13 protein-coding genes are annotated in these 21291 nt (G+C 32.6%); 6 read left to right on the forward strand and 7 right to left on the reverse strand.

Features of this window, described 5'->3' with window-relative positions; all coding sequences use genetic code 11:
• Window positions 1-526: 526 nt before the first annotated feature.
• Window positions 527-1957: a peptidylprolyl isomerase gene (locus tag CLU81_RS18525; protein ID WP_099711153.1), complete on the forward strand. Its 1431-nt coding sequence runs from the start codon at window positions 527-529 to the stop codon at window positions 1955-1957.
• A gap of 78 nt (window positions 1958-2035) precedes the next feature.
• Window positions 2036-2989 carry a MoxR family ATPase gene (locus tag CLU81_RS18530; RefSeq protein ID WP_099711154.1) on the forward strand — a complete coding sequence of 318 codons (954 nt, stop codon included), beginning with the start codon at window positions 2036-2038 and terminating at the stop codon, window positions 2987-2989.
• A gap of 58 nt (window positions 2990-3047) precedes the next feature.
• Here CLU81_RS18530 and xrtN read toward each other — a convergent pair whose 3' ends face one another.
• Together xrtN and CLU81_RS18540 are read right to left on the reverse strand one after the other, a co-directional pair.
• Window positions 3048-4361: an exosortase N gene (gene xrtN, locus CLU81_RS18535; RefSeq protein ID WP_099711155.1), complete on the reverse strand. Its 1314-nt coding sequence runs from the start codon at window positions 4359-4361 to the stop codon at window positions 3048-3050.
• A complete protein-coding gene (locus CLU81_RS18540; RefSeq protein WP_099711156.1) occupies window positions 4289-6784 on the reverse strand; it encodes an XrtN system VIT domain-containing protein in 2496 nt (831 codons plus the stop codon). The genes xrtN and CLU81_RS18540 overlap by 73 nt, the downstream gene beginning before the upstream one ends.
• A gap of 434 nt (window positions 6785-7218) precedes the next feature.
• Here CLU81_RS18540 and CLU81_RS18545 point away from each other — a divergent pair, with 434 nt between their 5' ends.
• The 3 genes from CLU81_RS18545 (at window position 7219) to CLU81_RS18555 (ending at window position 14320) form a co-directional block, all read left to right on the forward strand.
• The gene (locus CLU81_RS18545; RefSeq protein ID WP_099711157.1) at window positions 7219-9990 is read left to right on the forward strand and encodes a bifunctional aconitate hydratase 2/2-methylisocitrate dehydratase; all 2772 of its coding nucleotides are present in this window, start codon (window positions 7219-7221) and stop codon (window positions 9988-9990) included.
• A 130-nt stretch (window positions 9991-10120) separates the two neighbouring features.
• A complete protein-coding gene (locus CLU81_RS18550) occupies window positions 10121-12385 on the forward strand; it encodes an aconitate hydratase (RefSeq protein WP_099712805.1) in 2265 nt (754 codons plus the stop codon).
• Window positions 12386-12883: 498 nt separating this feature from the next.
• On the forward strand, window positions 12884-14320 hold the full coding sequence (locus tag CLU81_RS18555) for a LysM peptidoglycan-binding domain-containing protein (protein WP_099711158.1): 1437 nt from the start codon (window positions 12884-12886) through the stop codon (window positions 14318-14320).
• A gap of 3 nt (window positions 14321-14323) precedes the next feature.
• Here the strand turns inward: CLU81_RS18555 and CLU81_RS18560 are convergent, their stop codons facing one another.
• Both CLU81_RS18560 and CLU81_RS18565 read right to left on the reverse strand, forming a co-directional pair.
• Window positions 14324-14716, reverse strand: coding sequence for a response regulator (locus tag CLU81_RS18560; RefSeq protein WP_099711159.1), 393 nt, complete (start codon window positions 14714-14716; stop codon window positions 14324-14326).
• Window positions 14706-16130: a HAMP domain-containing sensor histidine kinase gene (locus CLU81_RS18565; protein ID WP_099711160.1), complete on the reverse strand. Its 1425-nt coding sequence runs from the start codon at window positions 16128-16130 to the stop codon at window positions 14706-14708. Before CLU81_RS18565 ends, CLU81_RS18560 begins: the two co-directional genes overlap by 11 nt.
• Before the next feature lie 725 nt (window positions 16131-16855).
• Here CLU81_RS18565 and CLU81_RS18570 point away from each other — a divergent pair.
• Entirely contained in the window at window positions 16856-18268 is a 1413-nt protein-coding gene (locus CLU81_RS18570) for an APC family permease (RefSeq protein WP_099711161.1), read from the forward strand.
• Between the two features lie 312 nt (window positions 18269-18580).
• Here CLU81_RS18570 and CLU81_RS18575 read toward each other — a convergent pair whose 3' ends face one another.
• The 3 genes from CLU81_RS18575 to CLU81_RS18585 form a co-directional block, all read right to left on the reverse strand.
• The gene (locus tag CLU81_RS18575) at window positions 18581-19042 is read right to left on the reverse strand and encodes a DUF1810 domain-containing protein (protein WP_099711162.1); all 462 of its coding nucleotides are present in this window, start codon (window positions 19040-19042) and stop codon (window positions 18581-18583) included.
• A gap of 157 nt (window positions 19043-19199) precedes the next feature.
• The gene (locus CLU81_RS18580) at window positions 19200-19829 is read right to left on the reverse strand and encodes an alpha-ketoglutarate-dependent dioxygenase AlkB (protein ID WP_099711163.1); all 630 of its coding nucleotides are present in this window, start codon (window positions 19827-19829) and stop codon (window positions 19200-19202) included.
• A gap of 48 nt (window positions 19830-19877) precedes the next feature.
• Entirely contained in the window at window positions 19878-21266 is a 1389-nt protein-coding gene (locus CLU81_RS18585) for an exonuclease domain-containing protein (protein ID WP_099711164.1), read from the reverse strand.
• Window positions 21267-21291 lie beyond the last annotated feature (25 nt).

Below are 21291 nucleotides of genomic sequence, written 5' to 3' on the forward strand. Positions count from 1 at the left end.
TTAAGGTTAGATTAATAAAGTTATAATTACATATTTATAGAGGGTTAAAAACGAACAATTCGTAATTTTGACAGCTATAAATTGTAAATTATTCATCTAAAGTATATATTTTTTGTATCGATCAGTTTTTATAAGAAAATAGTTATACAACGAAAACGTTGTAGTGTTAAAAACTTTTTTTATTCAATTGTAATTTAACAGTTTGGAAATTGTATTTGTTTTGATAATTGCAGGATTTTTAGAGAAATAAAAGCAATGATTTTGCTGTTTTGAAAAGATTAATCTCCCCCAATTGGTGTTTCTGTTATGGAATTTAGGTGTACTCCATATAATTTTTTGTTAATAGTATAGCTGATAGTTGTATTATGTAATTGAATTGTTATTTTTGTTCGGCATAAGTTAAAAGAACTAGATCTTAAATATTTAGTGTTTTTAGAGTCATTTCTGAAAATATAGGTTAAGTTGATTTTAGTTTAAAACGGAATTCTAAAAACAAGATCTTTACATTCAAATTAAATTTAAAATAATGTTATTAAAAAAATTACAGCTAAAAACAATTGATTACAAGCTAGTGTTGACAATGTGTTTTTTACTTTTTTTCACTTCAATTATTTCGGCTCAGGAAATTATAAAAGATACTGTAGTTAAGAAACCAATTCAAGTTGCCCCTGGCCAAAAGCTGAAAGTTGATGGTATTATTGCTAATGTTGGAGATTATATTGTTTTAGATTCTGATATTGATAAAGGATATTTGGAGATTACAGCACAAGGAGGTTCTATAAAAGATATTACAAGATGCCAAATGCTTGGAAAACTTTTAGAAGATAAATTATATGCTCATCAGGCTATTCAGGATAGTATCATTGTTAGTGATGCGGAAGTTAGAGGAATGATGGATGATCGTTTGAACTATATGGTTCAACAAGTTGGAGATATCAATAAAGTTGTAGCGTATTATAAGAAGAATTCTGTAGAGGAATTTAAAACTTATTTTGCTGATATCTTAAAAGAGCAAAAATTAGCTCAGGAAATGACTAAGAAAATTGTAGATGCTGTAGAGATAACTCCTGAAGAAGTTCGTAATTTCTTTAGAAAAATACCAAAAGAAGAATTGCCAACTTTTGGAGCAGAAATGGAAGTAGCACAAATTGTGGTTGAGCCTAAAGTCTCTAAAGAAGATAAGCAAAAAGTAATCGATAGATTGAATGCAATTCGTAAAGATGTTTTGGAAGGTTCTAGTTTTGCGACAAAGGCAGTTTTATATTCTCAGGACCCTGGATCTGCACCAAATGGTGGATATTATAAAATGACCAGAAAAACTCCATTTGTAAAAGAATTTAAAGATGTTGCTTTTAGTTTAGCCGAAGGAGAAGTTTCAGAGCCTTTTGAAACTACTTTTGGATTCCATATTATTATGGTAGAAAAAATTAAAGGACAAGAAGTTGAATTACGTCATATTTTAATTGCTCCAACAGTTTCTGAAGATGCTTTGAAAGATGCTAAGGAAAGAATTGCTAACATTAGAGCTAAGATTGTAAGCAAAGAGATTTCTTTTGCAGATGCTGCAAGAACAGAATCTGATGAAAAAGAAACAAGAGCAAACGGAGGAACTTTGGTAAATCCTAATACACAGGATACTCGTTTTGAGTTGACTAAAATGGATCCTACTTTATACAGTCAGGTTTCTAATTTAAAAGATGATGAAGTTTCACAACCACTTTTAAATGTTGATGATAAAGGTAAAAAAACATATAAGTTAATTACTGTTACTAATAGAATTGACGAACACGTTGCTGACTATGCTAAGGATTATACAAAAATTAAAGAATTAGCATTGAAAGAAAAGCAAATCACAACAATTTCTAAATGGTTTGATACAAAAATAAAAGATACTTATATCAAAATTATTGGAGAGTACAGAGATTGTAATTTTGTATACAATTGGTTGAAAAAATAATTTTTATTAAATAAAGAAAAAGAGTTAGTTTTATGAATTCATAGCACTAACTCTTTTTAATTTAAAATATATTCATAGATGTCTGACGTAACAGCAATTCACAATCTGGTTCAAAAACGAAACGAATTAAAAGCCGAAATAGCAAAAATAATTGTAGGTCAAGATGACGTTGTAGATCAAATTTTACTTTGTATATTTTCTGGAGGACACGCACTTTTAATTGGTGTTCCGGGATTGGCAAAAACTTTAATGATTAATACTTTGTCTCAGGCTTTGGGATTAGATTTTAAAAGAATTCAGTTTACGCCTGATTTAATGCCTTCGGATATTTTAGGAAGTGAGATTCTGGACGAAAACAGGCACTTTAAATTTATTAAAGGACCAATTTTCTCGAATATCATTCTTGCTGACGAGATTAACAGAACCCCGCCTAAAACGCAAGCTGCTTTACTTGAAGCAATGCAGGAACGTTCCGTTACAATCGCGGGTCAGAATTATAAATTAGATTTACCTTATTTTGTATTAGCAACTCAAAACCCAATTGAGCAAGAGGGAACTTATCCTTTGCCGGAAGCGCAATTAGACCGTTTTATGTTTGCAATCAAATTAGAATATCCAAGTTTTGAAGAAGAAGTATTAGTTGTAAAACGTACAACATCTGATGTTAAAACAACGATTAATCCTTTATTTACAGCTCAGGAAATTATAGATTTTCAGCATTTGATTCGTAGAATTCCTGTAGCCGATAATGTTATTGAATATGCAGTAACTCTGGTTAGTAAAACACGTCCGGATAATGCTTTGTCAAATGATTTTGTAAAGAATTATTTAGATTGGGGAGCAGGACCAAGAGCTTCTCAAAATTTAATTTTGGCAGCAAAAGCACATGCAGCTTTCAATGGTAAATTTTCGCCGGATATTGAAGATGTAAAAGCGGTTGCAACCGGAATATTGCGTCACAGAATTATTAAGAATTACAAAGCAGATGCTGAAGGAATAACAGAAGAAATTATTATTCAGAAGTTGATGTAAGAGAATATAAAAGCATAAAAAAAAGCCTAACCGATTTAAGAATCAGTTAGGCTTTTTTTTATAAAGGAGTTTTGCTGGTTTCGTTTACAAGTCGGATTGATTTATTATAAAAGAGTTTGACAAACAATACTTCAATTAGAGAAGTATATTTTTTAGTATCACATTCATACCACCAATAAGAGAAGTATTGAGTGTTGTTTTTCTCCATTCGAACAAAACATATTTCTTCATTGTTTTTCTTTATCACTTTTGATTCTATTACTTTATAACCATTTCCTGTCCAGCAAATCAACGGATTGTGTGCCGGCGTTTTAATGTAAATGAGTTTTTCGGGAGTTACAATCTTAAAAACTTCTGTGTTTACCCAGACACCTTTACTAATATTATAGTCAGAGCTTATATTAGTCAATAGTTTGTAATCTTGTTGTTTTTTTATTTCTAAACTGGTTACAAATACAATTAGTATTGCTATTGTAATAGGGAATAAACTAAACTTCTTGGTTTTGTCATTTTTGATTGCTTCTTTTTTAGGTTTGAAAAAACGAACTAAAAATAACATTGGAACAATTTGATAAAACACGAAACAGAGTAAGCCAATGGTGTGGTGAAGAATGTTTTCTTCGGTACAATTAAATAGAATTAGAGTTATTATTCTGAAGTAATTTGAAACAATATTTAATAAGATCAACAGAAAGCAGAAAAGAAGAATTTGTTTGATAGTAAAATATTTCTCCTGTTTTCGTTCTTCTATAGTCAATAAAAAAGCTCCAGCGAGTAAGCCTGTTTTAAACATAGATAATCCCATGCAAGCGGTGTCTATTGTGATTTTTGCATTATTGATGTAAAAATTGACGCCTTCTATTTTAGTAATCGTAATAAAGTCTTTTAAAGTTAGATATACGCCGTAACAAAGTGTTTGTTTGATTTCGACCGTTAAATAATCAAAGAAAGTATTAAAGAGCGAGGAAAATAATATAATGCAGATAAAAGCAATGAATGAAAATTTTTGAGTAAAGCAATAATAGATAAAACAAACAAATAGTGATAAACTTAAAAAATGTAAAGATTTGATATGTAAGCGATAACTAACGAATTCTAATAGAAAAATTAATCCTAAAAGAGGGTAGTTCATGTTAAATGAAGTTTTTCTACCCCCGATAAGAAATAATAATATAGAAAAAACAATTCCAAAAAGATTATTGTCAAGACCATTTAATACAATAGTGTAGTTTATCCCAAAGAGGCAAACTAAAATAAACAGGAAAATTGTTTTTTTATGCTGAATTAAAAAATCATTCATTATACAGCTTGCTTTTTTGTTTTTCTGTAATAAATAAAAAGTATTGTCGATCCAAGAATAATCAATAACCATTCGTGTGGTTCAGGAACAGCGCCATCGTTATTGATAGAAGCATTTCCTAAAGTGTTGACGTTTTTTTCAATTCCATTATTTTTGTAATCTTTGTCCGTTTCAAGAACAATCAAAGAAGATATTGGAGTTACAATATTAGCATCTTTGGCTAAATCTACATATTGGTTTTGAACCAAAGAATCATTCTGAATCTTAACTTGTTCTTCTAAAACCTTTCCAAAAGCATACATTCTATAAATATGATTTGGGCCACTACTTTTAGAAATACTGTCTTTTGGTTTTTCGTAAATCGAAATGTTTGAAGGCTCAATATTAACTATATTATCTGCAGTTTTATACTTGATGAAATAATTTTCCTGCAGCATTTTTAAACTATTTCTCAAGCTTGTCTGGTAAAAGTCTACATAGTTTTGCTCTTTTACGGTCTGCCAAAATGGATTAATGTTTCCGGAAATATTAATAACTTTCAGATTTTGAGATTTAGTACGACTTCGAATCTTTTTTAAATATTCAGATTCATTAAGTTCTTCAAAATTTGCAGAAAAATTTCCAGATTTGGTTATGATCAAACTATTTTTTTTGATTTCAAATAGAGGTAATAAAGAGTAATGTAAATATTTGAAATTAAAGAAAATAGTTTCGAAATTCTCTTTGTTTATTGCTTTTTTCTCTTTGTTGTCATACACGTAAAATTCTTTTCCTTTTACGTTTACAAATGATTCAATTTCCTGAGTTGTCCAGTTGCTGTTTAAATCTAAAATGACTTCTGATGTATTAAAAGGAACGTTCACTTCTTGACTTTCTTTTACTTCGTATATTTTATCCTTCCAGGCAAAAGAATTCAGCTTCGATATTTTGCGCAAAGGTATTATTGCCTGCCAATCGTCAAGACCTTTTGATTCATTGACATAGAAATTATTTTGCAGTTTAAAATCCTTACTTGTCTCTACATCACTTTTTCCTGTCATCTGGATTCTGGAAATTGTAGAAGCATTTGAAATATTTGGACCTTTAATAGAAAGGCTTTCGTATTTCAATTTATCATCTTCCACTTTTAAAGGAGTAGTGAAACCGCATTTAAAAGTTCTTGGAGTTTTATAGTTTACAGGAAAAACTCTCACGACAACTTTGTTTCCTTCTCTCCATTGCATTAACGACGGATCGCGGCTTTCTACACCAACAATTTGATTGTATGCTGCTTTAGCTTTCTCTTTAGTCGTTAAAACTCCTTTTCTTTCAATGCCGTTTACCCATAATGAAAGTGAAGTTGCAACAGAACCTTCAGGAAGCTGAAAAGAATAAATAGCTTCCTGATCACTCCATGTGTCTTCATTACAGGCAATATCCATGGTAATTTCTGTATAAGCAAGCCTGCTGTCCGGGTATAATTTTACATCTTCTTTGATGTTTTTGGTAATCAGATCTTCACCACTCCACAATTGTTCTTCTGTTTCTAATCTTTTGTCAAAATTAGATTTAAGAATATTAATTCGGTCGTCTTGACTCAGGTCAAGATCTTCACAAAAAATGTAAGCTATTGTAATAAAAGGATTGTGGACTTTTCTTTCGTTAAATTGTTTCATTCCAAAAGAACCAAGATCATAATTAAAGAACTTTTCAGGACCAGTATAAACGATGTCTTTTTTTAATAAAATTTCATTTAAAAAGTTAGGTTCAAGACTTTGTGATATTTTTATATAATTGGGTAAATCGTCATTTGTAGTAAAAGAATTGATAGGACGTCTAACATTAATAAGTCGACTCTCTCTGTCAAGCATTACAACAAAAGAAAATAAGACGACTAAAATAAATCCAAAACCTGCAATGAATGAAATAAAATGTTTTCTGTTTTCTTGAAAATAACGAGCGATAGTTACTATATGAATAATAGAAACAAGTAAAGGGACTAATGCATAAAAACCAATTCCTAATAATAGAATTCCAATAAAAGCAAAAGGAGTAAGAGGTAATAGATAGAATGTGAAATACAATATTATACTATAAGATAATCCATTTATAAAAAAGAGAGAAAGAATAAAACTATTTTCTTTTGTTTTTTGGTAAATGAAAAAATTACTAATAAAAAATAGCAAAGTGGTGAGGTAAACCCAAAATGGAAGATCTTCGAATATTGGAACGAAAGTATTTAGGCAGAAACATCCAATAAACCAGTTAAGTATAAGGAAAGGAGTTAGATGAAGATATTTTTCTCTTTTTCTAAGAATAAGGAATGTGACGGTAACTCCGTAAATAAACTCGATTATCAATGTAAAAGTACCCAATGCTCCAGCACCGTAAAATTTAGTGTTTTCATTTAATAATAAAATCAATAAAAAAAGACTACTGAATAAACTGGTGAATAAACTTACCCCGACGCCAATTTGATTTGAGTAATCATTCGCATTTTCTAATTTGTATTTCATAGTTTTATGTTTTTGAAAGAACTTTGAAATACAAAGTTAAAAGAAAAATTGAATTACAAATATTTTATGTGTTTTTTTTTAATGCAAAATTTGATAAAATTTTAACTCAGGAAAAAGACTAAAAACAGACGTCAAAAATCGTAACTATAACGTTGTAAATTTTAATTTAGAAAGATTCTTAGCTAAAAACGGGGTAAAATCTGACTTCCTTTTTAACAATGAATTCCGACTTTGTTAAAGAAAAGATATTAAAATATTAATAATTCATTTTTTTAATACAAAACTGCTATTTTGGCAAAAACAAGCAGTCAAAATCGTTTTTTAACAATAATAATTTTTGAAAAGGCGAGTTCTATTATATTTTTTTTAATTCTCGGCTTTAATACCTAAATTTGCGTACAAAAAAATAAAAATACCTAGAAAAGACTTTTATTATGAATATTTATCAGGATTACATCCAAGAAATTGAAGAACGAAAAGGTCAAGGGCTTAACCCGAAACCAATTGATGGTGCTGAATTATTAAGCGAAATCATTGAACAAATTAAAGATTTGAATAACGAGTATAGAGCAGATTCTCTTAACTTTTTTATTTATAATGTTGTACCGGGGACTACGAGCGCTGCAGGTACAAAAGCGAAGTTTTTAAAAGAAATTATTCTAGGCGAAGCTGTAGTAAAAGAAATTACTCCTGCTTTTGCTTTTGAGTTGTTATCACACATGAAAGGTGGACCTTCTATTGAAGTTTTACTGGATTTGGCACTTGGAAATGATGCTGCTATTGCAAAAGAAGCTGCAAAAGTTCTTAAGACACAAGTTTACCTTTATGAAGCAGATACAGATCGTTTAAAAGAAGCATTCAAAAATGGTAATGCAGCTGCGATCGAAATTATTAAAAGTTATGCTCAGGCAGAGTTTTTTACAACTCTTCCAGAGGTAGTTGAAGAAATTAAAGTAGTTACATATATTGCTGGTGAAGGAGATATTTCGACAGATTTACTTTCTCCGGGTAATCAGGCACACTCACGTTCTGACCGTGAACTTCATGGTAAATGTATGATTACGCCTCAGGCACAAGAGGAAATTAAAGCATTACAAGCAAAACATCCTGACGCAAGCGTTATGTTGATTGCTGAAAAAGGCACAATGGGTGTAGGTTCATCTAGAATGTCAGGAGTTAATAACGTGGCACTTTGGACAGGTAAACAAGCAAGTCCATATGTTCCATTTATTAATATTGCTCCAATCGTTGCAGGAACAAACGGAATTTCTCCAATTTTCCTGACAACTGTTGACGTAACTGGTGGTATTGGTTTAGACCTTAAAAACTGGGTTAAAAAGCTTGATGCAGATGGTAATATTATTCGTAATGAGAATAACGAACCAATCTTAGAAGAAGCTTACTCTGTTGCTACTGGAACTATACTTACAATAAATACAAAAACTAAGAAACTTTATAACGGCGATAAAGAATTAATTGACATTTCTAAGGCATTCACGCCTCAGAAAATGGAATTCATTAAAGCTGGAGGATCATATGCGATTGTATTTGGTAAAAAACTTCAAACATTAGCGGCGAAAATTTTAGATATTGAAGCTCCACTTGTATTTGCTCCATCAAAAGAGATTTCTATTGAAGGACAAGGACTTACAGCAGTAGAGAAAATCTTCAACAGAAACGCTGTTGGAATCACTCCGGGTAAAGTATTACACGCAGGTTCAGATGTTCGTGTAGAAGTAAATATCGTAGGTTCTCAGGATACGACAGGTCTTATGACTGCTCAGGAATTAGAATCTATGGCTGCTACAGTAATCTCTCCAATCGTTGATGGTGCTTACCAATCAGGATGTCACACAGCTTCAGTATGGGATAAAAAAGCTCAGGCAAATATTCCAAAGTTGATGAAATTCATGAACGATTTCGGTTTAATTACTGCTCGTGATCCTAAAGGAGTTTACCATTCAATGACAGACGTAATTCATAAAGTTCTTAATGATATTACTATCGATGAGTGGGCTATCATTATTGGTGGTGACTCTCATACAAGAATGTCAAAAGGTGTTGCTTTTGGTGCTGACTCAGGAACAGTTGCTCTTGCACTTGCTACAGGAGAGGCTTCTATGCCAATTCCGGAATCTGTGAAAGTTACTTTCAAAGGAGAAATGAAAGATTACATGGACTTCCGTGATGTAGTTCACTCAACACAAGCTCAAATGCTTAAAAAGTTTGGTGGTGAAAATGTTTTCCAGGGTAGAATTATTGAGGTTCATCTAGGAACTCTTACTGCTGATCAGGCATTTACATTTACAGACTGGACTGCAGAGATGAAAGCAAAAGCTTCTATCTGTATTTCTGAAGATGATACTTTAATTGAATCTCTTGAGATTGCAAAAAGTAGAATCCAGATCATGATCGGTAAAGGAATGGACAATGAAAAACAAGTTCTTCAAGGATTGATCAATAAAGCAGATAAGAGAATCGCAGAGATTAAATCAGCTGAAAAACCAGCATTAACTCCAGATGCAAATGCGAAGTATTATGCAGAAGTTGTTGTAGATCTTGATCAAATTATCGAGCCTATGATTGCTGATCCAGACGTAAACAATGCAGATGTTTCTAAAAGATATACACACGATACAATCAGACCTCTTTCTTTTTACGGAGGAGAGAAAAAAGTAGATCTTGGATTTATTGGTTCTTGTATGGTTCACAAAGGAGATATGAAGATTTTAGCTCAAATGCTTAAAAACATCGAAGATCTTCACGGTAAAGTTGAGTTCAAAGCGCCGCTTGTAGTAGCGCCACCTACATATAATATTGTAGACGAACTTAAAGCTGAAGGTGATTGGGAAGTTTTACAAAAATACTCAGGTTTCGAATTTAACGATAATGCACCAAAAGGAGCAGCGCGTACAGAATACGAAAACATGTTGTACTTAGAGCGTCCAGGATGTAACCTTTGTATGGGTAACCAGGAAAAAGCAGCAAAAGGAGATACTGTAATGGCAACTTCTACGCGTCTTTTCCAAGGAAGAGTTGTAGAAGATACAGAAGGTAAAAAAGGAGAGTCATTACTTTCTTCTACACCAGTTGTAGTTTTGTCTACAATTTTGGGTAGAACTCCTACACTTGCTGAATATACAGCTGCAGTAGATGGTATTAGTCTAACTAGATTTGCACCTTCTCATAAACTGTTAGTGATGTAATCACGCGATTAGTTATAATCATTATAGATAAAAAGCCTGAGTCAATAAACTCAGGCTTTTTCTTTTCTGGGTACTCTATTTTTCGTAACTTGTCATGTTCAAAATAACAAAAACAAAAACAATTATACTTATGGCTTTTGATATTGAAATGATTAAAAAAGTGTATGAGAACATGCCAGGTCGTGTTGATAAAGCACGCGAGATTGTTGGGCGTCCACTTACCTTAACAGAGAAAATTTTATACAATCACCTTTGGGATGGAAATCCAACTCAGGCGTTTGGAAGAGGAGTAGATTATGTTGATTTTGCACCGGATCGTGTAGCATGTCAGGATGCAACTGCTCAAATGGCATTATTGCAATTTATGCATGCCGGAAAGCCTAAAGTAGCAGTACCTACAACGGTCCACTGTGATCACTTGATTCAGGCAAAAGTTGATGCCGCAACCGATTTGGCCCGAGCAAAAACGCAAAGCAATGAAGTTTTCGACTTCTTGTCATCAGTTTCTAATAAATACGGAATTGGTTTCTGGAAACCAGGAGCTGGAATTATTCACCAGGTAGTACTTGAAAATTATGCTTTCCCTGGCGGAATGATGATTGGTACCGATTCTCACACTGTAAATGCAGGTGGTTTAGGAATGGTTGCTATTGGTGTTGGTGGAGCAGATGCTGTAGACGTTATGTCTGGTATGGCTTGGGAACTTAAATTTCCTAAATTAATTGGAGTAAAACTAACTGGTAAATTATCAGGTTGGACAGCTCCTAAAGATGTTATTCTTAAAGTTGCCGGTATTCTTACTGTAAAAGGAGGAACTGGTGCAATCGTTGAATATTTTGGAGAAGGAGCAACTTCTATGTCTTGTACAGGAAAAGGTACTATTTGTAATATGGGTGCAGAAATTGGAGCTACAACTTCAACTTTTGGTTATGATGATTCTATGAGTCGTTATTTACGTTCTACAAATAGAGCCGATGTTGCTGATGCTGCAGACAAAGTAGCTTCTTACTTAACTGGAGATCCAGAAGTATATGCTAATCCAGAACAATATTTTGATCAGGTTATCGAAATCAACTTAACAGAATTAGAGCCACACTTAAACGGACCTTTCACTCCGGATTTAGCGACTCCAATTTCTAAAATGAAAGAAACAGCAATCAAAAACAACTGGCCTTTGCAAATTCAGGTTGGTTTAATTGGTTCATGTACAAACTCATCTTATGAAGATATTTCGCGTGCAGCCTCTTTGGCAAGACAAGTAAGTGCTAAAAACTTAAAAACTAAATCTCAATTTACAATTACTCCAGGTTCAGAGGTTGTTCGTTATACAATTGAAAGAGATGGATTTATCGATACTTTTGAAAAAATTGGAGCTACCGTTTTTGCAAATGCCTGCGGACCATGTATTGGTATGTGGGACAGAGATGGAGCAGAAAAAGAAGAAAGAAACACAATCGTTCACTCTTTCAACCGTAACTTCTCAAAACGTGCAGATGGTAATCCAAATACTTTAGCTTTCGTAGGTTCGCCAGAATTGGTTACCGCTATGGCTATTGCGGGAGATCTTGGTTTTAACCCTTTAACAGATACGTTAATCAACGAAGATGGAGAAGAAGTAAGACTTGAAGCGCCAACAGGAGACGAATTGCCTCCAAGAGGATTTGATGTTAAAGATCCGGGATTCCAGGTTCCTGCTGAAGACGGTTCAGGAGTTCAGGTTGTTGTGAGTCCAACATCAGAGCGTTTACAATTATTAGCTCCGTTTGATGCTTGGGATGGTAAAAACATTACAGGTGCAAAATTATTAATCAAAGCATTCGGAAAATGTACGACGGATCATATTTCTATGGCTGGACCATGGTTACGTTTCCGCGGACATTTAGATAATATTTCAAACAATATGTTGATTGGTGCCGTAAATGCATTCAACCAAAAAACAAACTCCGTTAAAAATCAATTAACAGGTACTTATGATGCAGTTCCTGCTGTAGCACGTGCATACAAAGCGGCTGGAGTTCCGTCTATCGTTGTGGGAGATCACAATTATGGCGAAGGTTCATCACGTGAGCATGCTGCAATGGAGCCACGTTTCTTGGGTGTTAAAGCCGTATTGGTAAAATCTTTTGCCCGTATTCACGAAACAAACCTTAAAAAACAAGGACTTTTAGGATTAACATTCGCTAACGAAGCAGATTACGATAAAATTCAGGAAGACGATACCATTAACTTTACTGATTTAACAGAGTTCGCTCCCGGAAAACCTTTAACGTTGGAATTCGTTCATGCAAATGGAACAAAAGATATAATCTTGGCAAACCACACCTACAACGCAGGTCAAATTGGCTGGTTCGTTGCAGGTTCAGCATTAAACCTAATTGCTGCCGGAAAAGCTTAATCTTTAAGATTCAATTATACTAAAAAACGCTCTGTGAAAACAGGGTGTTTTTTTTATTTAGGAGCTATTTCCATCCCGAAGCCTCGGGACGCTATATCTTTTTTATAGCAGAAAAAACCATAAAAAAGGATGCCACTTCTATCTGGGCTAGGGTATTAGTTTATATAAGAAAAGGTATTTTTTTTAAGATTTTAATATTTGGTAGAGGTTTTTGTTTTTATCTCTGGTTTGTAAATTTTACGAGAAGTTTTTAATGAAAACTTGGCTTTTGAGTTTGTTTTTAATTAAAAAAAATACTGATTTATATAAAGTGTACATTTTCAAAATGTTGACTCGATTTTGGTGCTGATTCTGTTAATTTCAATAAAATTAGTTGTTAAAAAACGTGTATCTTTTACATTAAAAAGTTAAATTCGCCTTTTTAGGTAATATAATTTCTCTTTTTGAGTTTAAAATATTGTCTTAACTTAAAAAAGTATTCATTAAACTTTAATAGGTATGGTTTTTAGATTAATTATAGTATTGTTTTTTTTCAGTGTTGGTGTTTTTTCTCAGGAAAAGTTTATCAAGCACAAAATATCAAAAGGAGAAAATCTATCTGTAATTGCTAAAAAATATGGTGTAAAAACTAAAGACATTGAAGAAGCCAATCCTAATGCGCCTAAAATTCTAAAACTAAATTCAGTTCTGTTAATCCCGAATAATAATAAAAAAGGAACTACGAAAAAAACTGAAATTGCTGCCAATACTACTCCTGCAATAATTTCAAATTCAGGTCAGCACGAAGTCCGGGAAAAAGAAAATCTTTGGGTAATTTCAAAAAAATATAATATCTCTGTTGATGATTTAAAGAAAGCAAATCCTTCGTTGGAAAATGAAGATTTGAAAATTGGACAGAAACTGAATATTCCTTCTAGTGCTGTTGTGTCGAATGAAAAGACAACGAAAAATCAGAATACAGAGAAGCCGGAAATAATTTCTTCGACAGATGTTGAAGTTGTTGTTGAGGTAAAACCGAAAGAAACGAAATATCTGATTGCTAAAAAATACGGAATAACAGTTGCAGAATTGGAACGTCAAAATCCATCGATCAAAAAGAAATTGCCTGTTGGATCTGTTTTAAAAATTAGAACTTCAAAAGAAAAAGCAGATCAGCAAATAAAAGATAATTCTGTTGCGTCTCAAACTCAGGTTGCAGAAAATACTGGAACAACTTCAGAAACTACCGAAGCTGTAAAACCGGAAATTATTCCAGCGACAACAGATGTTGAAGTAGTTGTTGAGGTACAATCTAAAGAAACAAAGTACTCAATTGCTAAAAAATACGGAATCACAGTTAAAGAACTGGAAAAACAAAATCCGTTTATCAAAAGAAAGTTATCGGTAGGTTACGTTTTAAAAATTCGTACTTCAAAAGAAAAGGCTGATGCTGCAGCAGGTTTGTCAACAACTCCGCAAAGCAATGAAAATTTATCAACTCCAAGCCAGGTTGCAGATAATTCGGAAATTAAAAAAGATACAACTACAGTATTTAGAGTAGGTAATCATTCTGATTTAGTGAATCAATTGATTGTAAATGCAACTGAAAATATTGGAATACGATATCGATCGGGTGGAACCACAAAAGCAGGATTTGACTGTTCGGGATTAATGATTTGTACTTTTAATAATTTTGATATTAAACTCCCAAGAAGTTCTATCGAGCAATCTAGAATTGGAATGAAAGTCAATTCAGAAGAAGCGCAAAAAGGCGATTTGATTTTCTTTAGAACCAATGGAAGAAGGCATATTAACCATGTTGGAATGGTAGTTGAAGTATTAGATGGAGAAATTAAATTTGTTCACTCTTCAACACACGGCGGCGTAATGATTTCTTCGACTAAAGAACCTTATTACGGAAGAACCTTTACACAGGTAAATCGCGTTTTACAATAATAGTTACCATAAAAATTTAGTTTTCAATTCTTCAATTGGAAATGGTTTATTTAAAAAATCAGTTACATATTCATTTTCTTCTATCAGTTTAATTTCGTCAGCATCTAAGGTTGACGAAAGCACATAAATCTGAACTCCTTTTTTTGTGTCTTTACTGAGCTTGTGAAATTCATCCAGAAACTCAAAACCATTCATAATAGGCATTTGAATGTCTAGTAAGATGATAAGCGGTTGGTGATTAATTCTTTTGTTATTGTTAAGCCATTGAATTCCTTCTTTTCCATTATTTGCAATAGATACTTGTTCAATACTAAAAACTTTTTTTAGTAATTGCTTCGTAACAAGCTGGTCAATCAGGTTGTCTTCAATCAACAAAAACAAAGAATTAAGTTCCATAGGCATTAGGAATTGTTACAATAAACTTACTGCCGATATTGCTTTCTGAAAACACAGAAATGTTTCCTTTAATATTCTCCACAGCCTCTTTTACAATATAAAGACCTAAACCAGATCCTTTGTTTTTATTTGTACCATAATACATTTCAAAAATATAATCCTTGAACTCATCGTTGATGCCAATTCCGTTATCAGCAACTTCAATTTTATTAAAACCTTCCTGAATATAAGTTTTTATAGAGATGAACATTTCTTGTTTACTATTATCGGCATATTTTATAGCATTAGAAAGCAGATTGCTGATAATAATTTTTAGACGCAAGCCATCACTCTGAATTTGATCAACCAATAATTCTTGTCTAAAAGTTATTCTGTTTGCATTCTCAATATGCATCAATTGTGAGATAGCCTCATTGAATAAATCCTGCAAACTCACGGGTTCTACTATAATTAATTTTCGTTTATTTTTTGAATAATCAATAATGTCGCTAATAAATTGATCTTGTTTTGTGAGGCTTTGATACATTAAACTCAGGTAATCTTTAATTTGATCAACATCATCTTCCAATTGTGTAATTTCGATTAAACCTTTTAAAGAAGTTATAGGAGATCTTAAATCATGAGAAGCGCTGTAAACAAAACGATCAAGTTCATGATTGACAAGAATCAGATTTTCGTTTTTAGCTTCGGTTTCTTTCTTTGAAAATAATAACCGTTTTACCATTATCGAATAATATAGGCAAACACTACATACTATAATCAAGATGAAAATAACGTTGAATATGGTTAGTAAAAACTTTATTTTTCGAGTTCCTTCACCAAGTGTGTTTGAGAAGTTTCGTTCGTTAATGGTTAATTTGTCACTTATAGTACTAATTTGCTGAAGAAATTTTTTCTGATCTTCAATACTTAGAATATTGTGATTTATTTTGGCATTGATTTGTTCACCAATAACAAATAATTTAAAGATTAGTTGATCTCCCTGACCCCATTCATTTATAGCTTTTGATAAATAAGAAACTTGTTTGAAATTCACAAATAGCCAAATCAAATCATCAAGATCTTCCTTATGATTTCTACCTATAAGTAGTGCTTTTCGGGCAACTTCATTGTCACCGGCTTTCATAAGCGTTTCACGGGCAATACCATCTCCTTGAGGGACTTTTAATTCTTCCTGATATAATTTCCATTGATTTTTGTCTTTGGTAAAAAGATAAGTTATAAGATGGCGTGAAGCATCTTTTTGACCTTTTGAGTAATGCGATTCACCGTTAACATATGCCCTGTTAGCAGATAAGATTTTGATCGTAAAAATGTTAATACAAATTAATAAAGCACAAGAAATAAATACAATTAATAAAAGAATAAAAACATTTGGAAAACGCAGTTTTCTGAAAAAATTGACCTTAAACATAATTTTTGAATTTGTAGGTTAATAATTAGTTTTCTGTCTTGCAAAGGTTGCTTTGTAAGCGGTCTTCTTTGTTTTTATAATCTTTTTTGGGGTGATTATGTTTTAATTAAAAAAAGTAAACAATTGTTAATGAAATATTTGAAATTTTAAGGCCGATTAACTCCTGTATCAAATTTAGCAAAAAAAGAATAGAGTTTAACGGATGGTTTGTTTTTTCTCGTTAAATTATTTAGTTATTGTATTTAATCTGTTTAATTAATTAATAATCAATTAATTGTGTTGTTTTTGATAATCTAAAAAAATCAATTTTAACTTTTGATTCCTCTAAAAGAGTTTATATTAATGACTTTTAATATTTTAGAATAGAAAACAGTAAAGTACACAATCTGTCTTTTTTTGTTTAACGTGGTAACTGCGCTAAATAAGTCTTTTGTAGAACAATACAGCTCTCATTGATTGAAATTTTTCGAATGATTTAAAAAGAACTAAAAAATCATTTTTTTTAATTTTTAGACTTTATATTTAAATCTTTATTGATGTGGCAGAATTTCATTTTACATTAATTTTATTAGAAAATCAGCGAATATTATTTTAAAATTACATCGATTTCGTTAATTCGCATTTTAAGAACAAAACAGAACATTAAAAATTAGATATAAACTAATAATCAGAGTTATACAATCTCAGAAAAAAGTATATCTTTAACCAACCCAAAAACCAAAATAATGCAAGAAAACGACCAGGAAAATTTTAAAAGAGAACTCGGATTATTAGACGGAACCATGCTTGTTGTAGGTTCGATGATTGGATCCGGGATATTTATTGTAAGTGCCGATATCGCCAGACAAGTAGGATCTGCCGGATGGCTAACGCTAATTTGGTTAATCTCAGGATTGATAACCGTTATAGCCGCAGTAAGTTACGGAGAGTTGAGCGCAATGTTCCCAAAAGCTGGAGGACAATATGTATATCTTAAAGAAGCTTATAACAAACTAATCGCATTTTTATACGGTTGGAGTTTTTTCGCCGTAATTCAAACGGGAACTATTGCCGCTGTTGGAGTGGCATTCTCAAAGTTTGCAGCTTATCTATATGAGCCGCTAAGTGATGAAAACATACTTTATGAGCTTGGTTCTTTTAAACTCAATGCAGCACAATTAGTGTCAATTGTTACGATTATTTTGTTGACTTTCATTAATAGCCGTGGTGTTAAAAACGGAAAAATTCTTCAAACTGTCCTTACGATTATCAAAATACTATCATTATTAGGTTTAATAGTTTTCGGATTAACATTAGGAGCAAAAGCTTCTATTTGGGATGCTAACTGGACAGATGCCTGGACACCACGTTCGTATAATACCGAAAGTGGTTCATGGTTGCCAATTGGCGGAACGGCTTTGATTACTGGAATTTCTGCTGCAATGGTAGGATCGTTATTTTCAAGTGATGCTTGGAATGGTGTGACTTTTATCGCTGGAGAAATTAAAAATCCAAAACGAAATGTAGGTTTCAGTTTATTCTTAGGAACCTTTATTGTGACAATTATTTATGTATTGACAAATTTGATGTATTTGGCGGTAGTTCCGTTAAATGAAATTGCAACCGCAAAATCAGATAGAGTAGCAGTTGTAGCTTCACATTATATTTTTGGAAACATCGGAACGCTGATTATTGCAATTATGATCATGATTTCGACTTTTGCCTGCAACAACGGATTAATTATGGCTGGTGCAAGAGTATATTATACAATGGCAAAAGATGGTTTGTTCTTTAAAAAAGCTGCTGTTTTAAACAAATCAAGTGTTCCGGCTTGGGCACTTTGGGCGCAATGTATTTGGGCTTCGGCTTTATGTTTGACAGGTAAATATGGAGATTTATTAGATTTCGTAATTATTATTGTATTGATTTTTTATATACTAACAATCTACGGAATCTTCATTTTACGTAAAAAAATGCCAGATCTTGAAAGACCTTATAAAGCATTTGGATATCCGTTTTTACCAATGCTGTATATCATAATTGCAGCGGCAATTTGTGTTTCGTTATTAATTACAAAATTTTCAACTTGTGGTTGGGGAGTATTAATTATGCTAACAGGAATTCCGGTATATTACCTAACAAAACCGAAAGAATCTTAAAAGAAAGGTGCTAAGTTGCTGAGATACTAAGTTTCTAAGTTTAATATGATGTAAGTTTGCCCACGGGTTTTACGGGTTAAACGGATTAACGCTGATCTTTTATTACTCAATAATATAAAAAATGCCTTGTTTTTAGCAAGGCATTTTTTTATATCTAATAAGAAACAGAAATATAAAGTTTGACAAAGAAATCTGTGTAAATCCGTTTAATCCGTAAAATCTGTGGGCCAAAAAAAAACACTACCAATTTGCAAAAGCAAAAAAACGTAGTGTCTTTTTAATTTAAATAATCTGGAAAAGGGTTAGTGTAAATTACACCATTTCAGTTTCGACAGATGATTTTATAGTTGAATTAATAATAGATAAGGTAAGAGGATCAGATTCTCCAGAGAAGAAAGCTTCTAAAACTTCTTGAAATACAGGATTTGTATTTTCAACCAAAGAGAAAAGCGTCATAGAAGAACGCAATTTGCGCGCATCTAAATCACCTAAAATTCCATCGGCTGATTTTCTTTTAAAAGTCAAAAACAACTCTGAAATTTCTATAAGATGTTTTCCTAAAATAGGATGTTCTAAATAGTCGGTTGCTTCTTTGAGATCGTTAATGGCATAATAATTTGCAGTATCACTCGTGCCTAATCCTTTAATCTGAGGAAAAATGAACCACATCCAGTGTGTCTCTTTTTTTCCTTTTTTGATTTCAGAAAAAGCAGTAAGATAAAGTTTATTTTGTGCATCTAAAAAGCGCAATAAATCATTGTTTGAATAAGCCATTATGGTAATGTATATATAAAAAAAGGTTGCAAAAGTAGTAAAAAAGAAAGGTTCTGCCTAATAAAAGGTTCATGTACTGAGTATTTTAACTTTTAGAGGAGGAATTTTCCTCGTCGTTTCAGCATTAAAATAAAACTCATTTTGAGTGATTTACAAATCATTCGCTTCGGTTAGTTCGTCTAAAGGTTAAATTGATTCTGGGCAATACATTTTTTGCCGTTTTAGGAACCTGATGCTGCCAGAAACTATTTGTTGTTCCCGCCATTAATAGAAAAGAACCGTGATGAAGGGGAATTTCTACTTGCGGAATTTCTTTGCGAAATTTATGTCGAAGCCTGAACATTCTGGTTTCTCCAAAAGTTACCGAAGCTATAATTGGGTTTGGTCCCGAGTTGTGTTCTTTGTCGCTATGCCACGAAACCCCATCATTACCATTTCGATATAAATTAAGCAATAAACTATTAAATTCAATCTGAGTTTCTCTCTCGACACGGCCTCTAATCGTTAATAAATCATAAGTCCAGTCAGGACCATTTTGATCTGCACCAACATTATCTTTGTCTTCATACCAGGAAATCATTCGCGGAGCCGTAACAATTTTATCATACATTTCCATTTCATATTCTCTCCATTTGGTTTGACGAAGTATTTTTTCATAAAAGCGATCAGATTCCTCTTTGGTAAAAAAGTTATCGATTAAAATAAGTTCTGCATCCGGGAGGTCAAATATTTTTTTTCCTTTTAATAAACCTGTGGCAAATAATTCGGTATCGCTAAATAGTGTCATAAGTCAATACTTTAAGTTTATAGCTCTATTTTTTAAATTAGATTAGTTTCATATTCTTGATTTCAGCAAATCCTTATTGAAATAAACTTTTCGGGGATTTTTCTCTGCATAAGCAAAAATCAATTGCTCAATGTATTGATTGCTTTTATAAGGCGTAGCATAATTTTTTACTTCTGAAGGATCAGTAATTGCAACATCTAACGGAATATATCCCATACCATAAAAATGGCCATTTTCTATCCAGATACAACTACGTTCGTGGGCTGTTCTTCCTTTCTCTATAATGGCAAAAGTGGGTCTGTTGTTTAATAAAAAATCAATAGCATTGTCGACTTGTTCGTTGTGAAGCGACGCATCCGGCAAATCTGTTATATCTTTATTTTGAAACATTTCTCCTTCTTGAGGTTTTGAATATTTACAGAACCTATAATCAATTTCAAATCGTTCTGCTAAACCTCGCAGCATGTTTGTTGCTTCGTGTAAACTACTGAAATGCTCAATACAAGACTGAAATTTATTGAGTTTACCAATTGCGAGATATTTGTATCCGTTGCGGGCTTCATATTCATACAATCCAAATTTTGGTTCAAATCGTTTTAAAGCCCTGTTGTAAGTTGGCCAAAGATGCTTGATTTCGGTACATTCTAATAAAAGCGCCATTAATTCGTTGCCACAAACTTCAAAAGAAATCGAGTAAATATCCCGCAAGAAATGCTGTCTTTGCGGATTAATTTTATGTCCGCTAAAATGAGAGGCAACACGTTTTTTTATATTAACCGCTTTTCCCACATAGATTACTTTTTTTACTTCATTATAAAAATAATATACACCTGGTTTTTCGGGTAAATTATTAAAATCTTCTGGCGGAAGATTAGGCGGTAAACGTTGATCTTGTGCCGTGTTTTTGATCATTTGTTCAATATGACCTTCATCGTCCCATTCGAGTAATCGTGAAAATAATATTGCCGTAGCAGCTGCATCTCCACCGGCACGATGCTGATTTTCTAAAGGTATATCGAGCGAATTGCAAAGTTTTCCTAAACTGTAAGAAGGGAAGCCGGGTCTTATTTTTCGTGCTGCGCGAACGGTACATAATTTTCTTGCTGTCCATTTAAAACCTGCTTGTTCGAGTTGATGACGAACGAAGGAATAATCGAAATTGACATTATGAGCGACGAAAATCCGATCCGTAAGCATTTCTAATACTTTATCTGAAATGTCATCGAAGATTGGCGCATTAGCTACCATTTCGTTATTAATTCCTGTTAAGGCAAAAATCGAAATCGGAATTTCCTTTTCGGGATTAACGAGCGTTTCATATCGTTCAATCACGTTTTCTCCGTCATGAATGATAATGGCAATTTCGGTAATGCGGCTGCCACTGGCGTTTCCACCGGTGGTTTCGATATCTACTATGGCGTATTCTTGCTTTTTCATCTCCTTTATATAACGTAATTTCTTC

The organism is Flavobacterium sp. 9 (assembly GCF_002754195.1).
GTDB lineage: Bacteria > Bacteroidota > Bacteroidia > Flavobacteriales > Flavobacteriaceae > Flavobacterium.